4 protein-coding genes are annotated in these 2,990 nt (G+C 74.3%); 1 reads left to right on the top strand and 3 read right to left on the bottom strand.

The window, feature by feature from the left end:
* On the top strand, positions 1-332 hold a 332-nt coding region (locus GSF22_RS32475; protein ID WP_208817733.1), incomplete at its 5' end, for a cellulose binding domain-containing protein.
* Positions 333-571: 239 nt separating this feature from the next.
* Here GSF22_RS32475 and hemQ read toward each other — a convergent pair.
* From hemQ to GSF22_RS32460, 3 genes are all read right to left on the bottom strand, one after another.
* The gene (gene hemQ / locus GSF22_RS32470) at positions 572-1,315 is read right to left on the bottom strand and encodes a hydrogen peroxide-dependent heme synthase (RefSeq protein ID WP_208817732.1); all 744 of its coding nucleotides are present in this window, start codon (positions 1,313-1,315) and stop codon (positions 572-574) included.
* Positions 1,312-2,721 (bottom strand): protoporphyrinogen oxidase, encoded by a 1,410-nt coding sequence (hemG, locus tag GSF22_RS32465; RefSeq protein WP_208817731.1) that lies wholly within the window; start codon positions 2,719-2,721, stop codon positions 1,312-1,314. Before hemG ends, hemQ begins: the two co-directional genes overlap by 4 nt.
* Positions 2,722-2,730: 9 nt before the next feature.
* Positions 2,731-2,990, bottom strand: a 260-nt coding sequence (locus tag GSF22_RS32460; RefSeq protein ID WP_280117020.1) for a uroporphyrinogen decarboxylase family protein, incomplete at its 5' end; no start/stop codon positions are given.

Here is a 2,990-nt window from a genome sequence, read left to right as displayed (position 1 = left end):
CCCCGCCCCCGACCACCGGACCGCCGGCCGCCTGCACGGCCCGCTACCGGGTGACCGGGCAGTGGAGCGGCGGCTTCCAGGGTGAGGTCGAGGTGGTCGCCGGCAGCACCGCGGTCAACGGTTGGACGGTGAACTGGGCCTTCCCGAACGGCCAGCAGATCAGTTCGAGCTGGAGTGCCACCGTCACCGCCAGCGGATCGAGCGTGACCGCCCGCAACGTCGGCTACAACGGCAACCTCGCCGCCGGAACGAGCACCACCTTCGGGTTCCTCGCATCGTGGAACGGCACCAACGCCGCCCCCGCGACGCTCACCTGCACCGCCGGCGCCTGAGTCACCGTCGGCACGCTGAACCATCGTCCGGCGCGCTGAACGTCCGCCGCGCTGAACCACCGTCCGCCGCCCTACGGAACGGGCGGACGGGAGCCCCGGCAGCACCGCCCCGGTAGCCCCGGTCGGGGCCGCGCCTACCCCTCCAGGCGTGGCCCCGACCGGCCACGTACCCGTGCACGGGTGTGAGGAAGGGCCCCTTCCTATACCGAAAGCGATAGGAAGGGGCCCTTCCTAACCCGCTAGGGGAGGCAGGCCACGAAGTCGGCGATGGAGCGGCGCCGGCCGGTGTAGAACGGGATCTCCTCACGGACGTGCCGCCGGGCCCGGGAGGCCCGCAGGTCACGCATCAGGTCGACGATCCGGTACAGCTCGTCGGCCTCGAAGGCGAGCATCCACTCGTAGTCGCCGAGGGCGAACGAGGCGACCGTGTTGGCGCGGACGTCCGGGTAGCCCCGGGCCATCCGGCCGTGCTCGGCGAGCATTTCCCGGCGTTCCGCGTCGGGCAGCAGGTACCACTCGTACGAGCGGACGAACGGGTAGACGCAGAGGTAGGCGCGGGCCTCCTCACCGGCCAGGAAGGCCGGGATGTGGCTCTTGTTGAACTCGGCCGGACGGTGCAGCGCCAGCTGCGACCAGACCGGGGCCAGGTGCCGGCCGAGGACGGTACGCCGCAGCCGGCCGTACGCGTCCTGGAGCGCGTCACTGGACGCGGAGTGCCACCAGATCATCAGGTCCGCGTCGGCGCGCAGCCCGGAGACGTCGTACGTGCCCCGGACGGTGACGTCCTTGCCGGCCAACTCGGCGAAGAGCGACTCCACCTCGTCGCAGATGTTGTCCCGCAGGGCGGGCAGCGGGCCGGTCACCCGGAACACCGACCACATGGTGTACCGGATGGTCTCGTTCAGCTCGCGGATCCGGGCGGCGTTCGTCTGGTCCGGTGCCGCACCGCTCTGGCCCGGTGCCACGTTGCTCTGTTCCGTCATGATCCCGATCCTCCCAGGGCCTTGATGATCTCCTCGGCACCCGTCTCGCCGGAACGGACGCAGACCGGGATGCCGACCCCGTCGTACCCGGCGCCGGCCAGCGCCAGGGTCGGATGCGCGGCCCGCAGCGCGGCCCGCGCGGCGGCCACCCGGTCCAGGTGGCCGGGGGTGTACTGGGGCAGCGCGCCACCCCAGCGCTGGACGTGCCCGGCGAGCGGGGCGGGCAGCGGGGCGCCGAGCACCGCCGACAGTTCCCGGTGCACGAGGTCGAGCAGTTCGTCGTCCGCGCGGTGCAGCAGGGTCTCCTCGCCGTACCGGCCGACCGAGGCGCGCACCAGGGCCACCCCGTCCGACCGGCGCAGGTGCCCCCACTTCGTGGTGAAGAAGGTGGCCGCCTTGATCAGGGTGCCCTCGGTGGCGGGTACCAGGAAGCCGGAGAGCTGCGGCAGCTCCGGTTCGGGCAGGGCCAGGGTGACCAGCGCGACGCTGGCGTAGTCCAGCATCCCGACCGTCGCGGCCACCTGCGGGGCGAAACTGTCGAGCAGCCTGGCCGCCGGGCGGGCCGGCACGGTGAGCAGCACCGCGTCGGCCTCGACGGTCTCGGCGGCCGGCGTGGGGCCGACCACCAGCCGCCACCCGGTCGCGGTGGGGGTCAGCGCCCGGACCGCCGCGTGCCGCCGGACCGTCGCCCCGCTGGCCGTCGCAGCCGCCTCGACCAGCCGGCTCATCCCACCGTCGATGGTGCCGAAGACCGGCGTGCCCGGGGCGCGCGGCGCGGCGGACTGGGCCGCCCGGACCGCCCCGGTCAGGGTGTGTTCGACCCGGGCCGCGCGGGCCAGCGCCGGCATCGTGGTGGCCAGGGAGAGGTGGTCGGCACGGCCGGCGTACACCCCGCCGAGCATCGGGTCCACCAGCCGGTCGGTCACCTGGTCACCGAGCCGGGCCCGGACCAGCGCACCGACCGGCACGTCGGCGTCCGGGGCGAGCAGCGGCCGGCCCTCGTCGGGGTCAGGGTCCGCCGGCAGTCCGGCCACCGCCGTCAGCGTCGACAGGTCCCCGGGTACGCCCACCAGCGTGCCGCCCGGAATCGGCACCAGCCGCCCGTCGACCAGCAACGCGGCCTGCCCGACGGTGGGGTGCACGATCGCCCCGGTCAGGTCGAGCCGGCGGGCCAGGGCCACGGCGGCAGAGCCCCCGCCGGCCGGGTCCCGCATCAGGAACGACTCGGCGCCGAACTCCACCGCCGAACCGGCCAGCTCACCGGTGCGCAGCTTGCCACCGAGGGCGCCGGACTGCTCGTACACGGTGATCTCGGTGGCGGCCGGCGCGTGGTCGCGCAACCGGACCGCGGCGGCCAGCCCGGTGATCCCGCCGCCGATCACCGCCACCCGCCACGGTCGTCGCATGGTCCGCTCCTAGCCTTTGCTGCTGTCCTGCTGGCGCTGCCGGCCGTCCTGGTGGCTCCGGTCGCCGTCCGGCCGCGCGGACACCTCGTGCACCAGCGCGACCACCCGGGTCAGCACGTCCGGGTCCGTCTCCGGGAGCACCCCGTGCCCCAGGTTGAAGATGTGCCCCGGGGCGGCCCGCCCCTGCGCGAGTACCCGCCGCACCTCGGTCTCGACGACCTCCCAGGGGGCGAAGAGCACACACGGGTCCAGGTTGCCCTGCACCGACC

The sequence above is a fragment of the Micromonospora echinofusca genome (assembly GCF_017614955.1).
Taxonomy (GTDB): domain Bacteria; phylum Actinomycetota; class Actinomycetes; order Mycobacteriales; family Micromonosporaceae; genus Micromonospora; species Micromonospora echinofusca_A.
The sequence above is the reverse complement of the archived record's forward strand: the minus strand, read 5'-3'. Positions and strand labels throughout refer to the sequence as shown.